The organism is Cohnella caldifontis (assembly GCF_029360585.1).
In the GTDB taxonomy this organism is placed as follows: domain Bacteria; phylum Bacillota; class Bacilli; order Paenibacillales; family Paenibacillaceae; genus Cohnella; species Cohnella caldifontis.
Map to the genome: position 1 here is coordinate 1 of NZ_JAQZSJ010000039.1, position 5,860 is coordinate 5,860.

The window sequence follows — 5,860 nt, forward strand, 5'->3', positions numbered from 1 at the left end:
AACAGACGCGCTGATGTCAGTGTTTATGCAACGCCAGTGAACTTTCTTACATAACTCCGTAGCTGGACCCACCATTCGAGCGCAATGAACATGCGTCTCAGGGGACATCTCCCTCCGCCGCAGGCTCTCCCGAATCGTCTCCCCTGTTCAAATAGTGGTCCATCAACTTATCCAGCCGGTGCAGCCGATCCTCGTAGGCGAACACCGCCGTCGTGACGACGAGCAGGCGGGCGCGGGCGATCGGGTCTTCCTGCTCCGAGCGGCCGGCGATCATGTCGGTCAACAGCGCCGAAGCTTCGCGCGGCGGCGCGGAAGACGACGCCCCCGGCTTCATCAAGCCTTCCCATTTCCACAACAGCTGCTCATGATACCCGCACAACGACTCGATTTGCCGGTCGATCAGGCGGTTCCAGGCTTCGCCCGTCCGCACGCCGAAGTAATGCTCCTCCACGGCCACGATCAGGGACACGCCTTGCTCCAGCGTTTCCAGCATGCCTTTGTACACCACCAGCAGCCGTGCCCGCCCCATCCGGGACTTGGGCCGCCATACCCGTTCCTCCGCGAACAGCTCGTAAAATTCCTCCAGCTTGCGGAGCCGGCCCCGCAAGTTCTTGAAGTCGTCGCGGAACACGTTCTCCTTCAGCTCATTGGAGACGGCCGTTCGGAGCAGACGGGACATCGTGGCTTGCGCATCCTGCACCTGCTTGACGAAACGTTTGGCATGGCGGGGCGGCGCGACCGCGACGTTCACGGCGAAGGCCGACCCGATGCCGATCATGATCGCCGCCAGCCGGTCCAGCGCCTGCGTCCAGCCTTGCGATCCCGCTTCCATCAGCACGACGGTCGTCACCAGCGTCAGTCCGATCGTTTCCTCGGTTCCGAATTTGAGGCACAGCAAAATAACCCCGATGCACACGATGCCGACGGCGATCGGCGAGTTCCCGATCAACAGCACGGCGGCAAACGCAATGACCGCTCCCAGCAGGTTGCTCTGCACTTGGTCCAGCACTTGCCTCCAGGAGCGGTAAATCGAAGGCTGGACGGTGAAAATGGCCGCGATGGCCGAAATCAGGGGAGCCTTAAGCCCGATCAGAGCCCCGATCCACAAGGTGAATGCGACCGCGAGGCCGGTCTTCAATACGCGCGCGCCGATCGTCATGGCTGCAGCACCGCCTCGGCCGCCGCCATCTCCACCCCGTTCACGATCAAGGACAAGCGATGACGGCCCGGATAATGCCGGCGCGTCGACAGATCCGCGAAAGAGAGCATACGCCTGCCTTCAACGAGAGAGCCCGGGGGGCTGATTTTCTCGCTCATTTTGAACAGCTTGCGGGACACGCGTCCTCCCGCGCGGGGATAATCGACCGCAAGCTCCAGCCGCAGCTTGACGGGTTCTCCCTCCGGCACCCGGACGGCGTACCGTACTTCCACGGATCCGCCCGCGGGTACCGTTTCCGAGGACACCGACCACGTTTCCACCCGAATCCCGGAAGGGGGGAGCAAGCCGAACCGTTCCAGCGCCTCCGGATGGGCGGTCCGGATCAACCCCCGGCTGCCGTGCCGAAGGATCCAATCCGTGGAAGGGTGCCGTCCTTGCCACTTCCGGATCCGCTCCAGAACGATTTCCGGATGGTCTTTGGAAATGTCGTTGAGGTTGTTCGCCACGCTGCGCCGGACGTACTCGGAAGGGTCTTCCTTCAGTTGTTCCAAAATCGGCAGGATCGGAGAGGGATCGCGTTTCAGCGCCGGCACGCCCATCGCCCAGGGCAGGCGGGGGCGGCATCCTTCGCTGGCGAGCCTCCTCACGTGCTCGTCCGGATGTTCGCTCCACGCCCGCATCGTTTTCATCATCCGGTCCAAATCCTTGAGCAGGAACGGCCGCACACCGAACTCGGAGGTCGACAGCGGGGTGAACCGTTCCAGCGCCGCGATCGATCGTTCCCAGTGGTTAAGTCCATAACGCTCGACGAAGTCCGGGAAGAACAGATAGGGGAACCCCCGGCAGTCGTCCGAGATATCTTCCAGCACGTCAAGAGCCCGTTCGTAATCTTCCGGCAGTACGGCCCCCAGGCTCTCGGTAATCCTGCGGATTCGCCCTTTGAGCTCGAGCCCGTCCCAGCCGGGCGCGAGCGCCAGCCGCACGAACTCCTCTTCTTCGAAATCCGGCAGGCGGCCGCGCACCCGCCCCGCGAAGCCTCGCAAAAAACGTTCATCGTACATGTTCTTAAGCGGTTCAGCCAAGCCGGATCCTCCTCGCCTCATATCCGTCCCCATTATAGCATGTCTGGATCCGCCGCCGAACCGGCGGCCTTCGCCGCCCAAGAAAACGCTTCCCGAAACAGGCGCCGATCCGTATAATGCTAGTATACTTCGGCATCGGGGAGGCACCCAAGATTGATCCTGTTCGTCGTCAACGAAGCGTCCGGCAATGGGCGCGGGGGAAAAACCTGGGGAAAGGTGGAGCGGATGCTGACGGCCCGCGGCACCCCGTACGCGAAAATTTCCGCGGCATCCGCCGATGACGCGGTACGCCGCGCGGAAGCGTTCATGGCACAAACGAAGGTGGATGCCTTGGCGGCCGTCGGCGGCGACGGCACGGTTCACGGCCTGGTCTCCCTCGCGCTGCGGACGAGAACGCCCCTCGGCCTGATCCCGTGCGGATCCGGCAATGACACCGCCCTCGCGTTCGGGGTGCCGAACGATCCCGCGATCGCTTTGGATATCGTGCTGGCGGGCGTAACCCGCCCCTCCGACGTATTGATGAGCGATAAAGCGGATGGGAGCCCGGAATATTCCCTGATCTCCATCGCGACCGGATTGGACGGCGCGGTAGCCGAAGACGTTAATGGCTCCCGCTACAAACGGTGGTGCAATCGCATCGGGTTGGGGCGACTGGCATATATCATCGGACTCCTCCGGAAACTCGCGACGTATCGGCCCCAGAAGGTTCGGGTGACGGTGGACGGCGCTACCCGCGAGTTCGCGGATTGCTGGCTCGCCGCGGTCGCCAATCTGGCGACGTATGGGGGCGGACTAAGGATCTGCCCCGATGCCCGCCCCGATGACGGACGGCTGCACGCCTGCGTCGTCCATGGCTGCAACGCCCTGCAGCTGCTGTCCGTTTTTCCGACGGTGCTGACAGGCCGGCACGTCCGTTCCCGGTTCGTCACGATGCTCCAAGGTTCCCAAATCGCGGTGGAGTCGCCCATTCCGATGTTAGCCTACGGAGACGGGGAACCGTCCGGCCGCACGCCGCTGCGGGCCTCCGTTCTCCCCGGTCAGCTGCTGATCCTCACTTCTTCGGGCTGGGGGTAACGGAACGGCAGCATGATCTCGAAAACCGTGCCTTTGCCCAGCTCGCTCCTCACCCGGATGCGGCCGTGGTGGTTGTCGACGATTTTGTAGCTGACCATGAGACCCAGCCCGGTTCCTTTCTCTTTGGTCGTGTAGAAGGGCTGTCCCATTTTGGCCAGCTGATCTTCGCCGATCCCCGGGCCTTCGTCGTGGATCCTCACGTATACCCCCTCGTTTTCCCGGGACAGCTTGACCCGGATCGAGCCGCCGTCGACCATCGCTTCGATGGCGTTTTTAATGACGTTAATGAACACCTGCTTGACTTGGTTTTCCACGCCGTACACCCAGAGCGGCTCCGTCCCGTATTCGGCTTCGATGGCGATGTTGTGGAGGATGGCCTGCGTTTCCAACAGCGTTACCGTGTCCCGCATCATGATCCGGACGTCGTGAAAGGACAATTGGTAAACCTGAGGTTTGGACAACATCAGCAGCTCGCTGACGATTTCCTCGATCCGATCCAGCTCGGAGTTCATGATGTCGTAGTACGTGCCGTTGTTTTTGCGGCCCGAGGCGATCAGCTGCAGGAACCCTTTCAGCGACGTCAGCGGATTGCGGATCTCGTGCGCGATGCCTGCCGCCAATTGACCCGCCACGTACAGCTTCTCGGAATTGATGAGCAGCTCCTCGTTTTTCTTCCGTTCCGAAATGTCCCGCATGATGACTTGAACCGCCGGTTCGTTGTCCAACGTCGTCATCGTCTCCACGATTTCGGTATGGAGCATGTTGCCTTTGAGCGTGTACCATATTTGCTCGAGGGGGCGGCCGCTTCCCGTGAGAACGAGGTTTTTCAACCTCTCTTTCACGGCCTGATGGTCCTCCGCCGGCAAGAAGGAATAAATCGATTTCCCCAGCAGGTCCTTCGGCTCGTCCGCCTCGAACATCCGCAGCCCCGACGCGTTGACGAACCCCCATTTGTCCCCTTTGAGAATCGCGATCGTGTCCAAGGAATTTTCCACCAGCAGCCGGTACCGTTCGTCCATCTGGTTGAGCCTTTTGTCGATGTACCACGTCACGAGGGTGGAAGCTAGGATGATCAAAGCGGAAACGCCGATAATGAAGCCCAGCATGTTGATGTCCCGGTTGAGCTTGTCGGAGGAAATCTGCCAGGTGTAATCGATATCCAGCGCATAGAAGCTGAGCAGCTGCACCAGCATGACGGACAGTCCCAGCGCCAGGCTGGCGAACCATCTCGCGGACTTCGCGTCCCGCTCGGACAGCAGGAAAGAACCGTACGTTCCGAGCAAGAGAAAAACCGCCGACAAAGTGAGCGGAGTCGGATGGATGGTCAACTGCCGGATCGGCTGTCCGAGCAAGCTGAAATACGTCATGAATCCGATGCCGAACGCCAGGATGAGACTCCCCAGCATGAGACGGTACCGGAACACGCCGTGGAACGTCAGCATCACGAATCCCGTCAGCGAGAAGAAAATGATGAAAAACAGGCTGACCAACATGCTCCAGGAAAAGTAGAGGGGTTGATTCAACGCCAGGACGGTCACGAAATGTTTGGCCCACAAGCCCGATCCGAAGACGAAAGCTCCGCCCGCCAGCCAGAATTGCCGAAAGTTGCCGCCGCCTCGCTTCAAATTGCCGATGAAGTTGAACATGGTATATGATGCGAGTAGGCTGATCAACAGCGCCAGCAGCAAGAAAAACACGGACCACCATGCCACGGAACCGTTCATTATTATCCCTCGCATTCATCAGACAGGCAGCCTGCTGGAAAATGTTGTTCTTATCTTTTCGACGATAGACGCCAAAATTCCTTTTCCTTTATCGTCCAATATAGGAGATCGATGTGAATGGTTGAAGAAATTTTCGATATCTACGATGCGGAAGGGAAATGGGTCGGAACCGCGCCCCGATCCGAAGTGCATGCCCGGGGCCATTGGCATCGAACCGTGCACTGCTGGCTCGTTCGGCGGGGAGAAGACGGCAAGGCGCGCGTCTTGTTCCAATTGCGCTCGGACGGCAAGGATACGAATCCCGGCCGCTGCGACATCACGGCCGCGGGACATCTCGCCGCCGGGGAAACGCCGCGGGAAGCGGTGCGGGAGCTGGAGGAAGAATTGGGGCTGGCGGTGGCTTTCGAAGAGCTTGTCCCCTATGCGGTCGTGCGCGAGGAGGCTTCCGGCATCGTGAGGGGCAAGCGGTTCGTGGACCGCGAGGTGAGCCACGTCTTCGGATACGTGACGGATTGGCGGCCGGGGCAGTTTCGCCTGCAGGAGGAGGAAGTCGCGGGACTGTACGAAGCGGAGGCGGGCGAGCTGATCGCGTTGATGGAAGGGGGCTTGGATGAGGTGAGCGCGGACGGCATCCGGTTGCGGGAAGGCGCGGCAGAGCCCGGATCCATTGCGATCCGGGCGTCATCGTTCGTGCCTCGAGATCCGGCGTATTATGTCGGCGTGTTTCGGTTTTTGGAAAAGTTGGCGCGGGGCTCCGATGGGTAATTCTTACTTAGATAGGGCTTGCTGAACGGGTCGCTTTTTAGGGCATCACGGGCAAG

The 5,860-nt window shown here is 60.7% G+C and carries 5 protein-coding genes; 2 read left to right on the forward strand and 3 right to left on the reverse strand.

Annotated elements, in window-relative coordinates:
• Positions 1-97 precede the first annotated feature (97 nt).
• Both PTZ19_RS25105 and PTZ19_RS25110 read right to left on the reverse strand, forming a co-directional pair.
• Positions 98-1,159: an FUSC family protein gene (locus tag PTZ19_RS25105; RefSeq protein WP_276358443.1), complete on the reverse strand. Its 1,062-nt coding sequence runs from the start codon at positions 1,157-1,159 to the stop codon at positions 98-100.
• Complete coding sequence (locus PTZ19_RS25110) at positions 1,156-2,241, reverse strand: DNA alkylation repair protein (protein ID WP_276358444.1); 1,086 nt, start codon at positions 2,239-2,241, stop codon at positions 1,156-1,158. The genes PTZ19_RS25105 and PTZ19_RS25110 overlap by 4 nt, the downstream gene beginning before the upstream one ends.
• Before the next feature lie 153 nt (positions 2,242-2,394).
• Between PTZ19_RS25110 and PTZ19_RS25115 the strand changes: the two genes are divergently transcribed.
• A complete protein-coding gene (locus PTZ19_RS25115) occupies positions 2,395-3,315 on the forward strand; it encodes a diacylglycerol/lipid kinase family protein (RefSeq protein WP_276358445.1) in 921 nt (306 codons plus the stop codon).
• On the opposite strand, the gene PTZ19_RS25120 is transcribed toward PTZ19_RS25115, so the two are convergent.
• Positions 3,279-5,039 (reverse strand): ATP-binding protein, encoded by a 1,761-nt coding sequence (locus PTZ19_RS25120; protein WP_276358446.1) that lies wholly within the window; start codon positions 5,037-5,039, stop codon positions 3,279-3,281. The two genes, PTZ19_RS25115 and PTZ19_RS25120, sit on opposite strands and share 37 nt — an antisense overlap.
• 117 nt (positions 5,040-5,156) lie before the next feature.
• Here PTZ19_RS25120 and PTZ19_RS25125 point away from each other — a divergent pair, with 117 nt between their 5' ends.
• Positions 5,157-5,804: an NUDIX hydrolase gene (locus tag PTZ19_RS25125; protein WP_276358447.1), complete on the forward strand. Its 648-nt coding sequence runs from the start codon at positions 5,157-5,159 to the stop codon at positions 5,802-5,804.
• Positions 5,805-5,860: the final 56 nt, after the last annotated feature.

What these genes read in the sequence shown, in the direction of transcription:
- PTZ19_RS25105 (WP_276358443.1), bottom strand. Translation starts at nt 1,159, where the DNA reads ATGACGATCGGCGCGCGCGTATTGAAGACCGGCCTCGCGGTCGCATTC.
- PTZ19_RS25120 (WP_276358446.1), bottom strand. Translation starts at nt 5,039, where the DNA reads ATGAACGGTTCCGTGGCATGGTGGTCCGTGTTTTTCTTGCTGCTGGCG.
- PTZ19_RS25125 (WP_276358447.1), top strand. Translation starts at nt 5,157, where the DNA reads ATGGTTGAAGAAATTTTCGATATCTACGATGCGGAAGGGAAATGGGTC.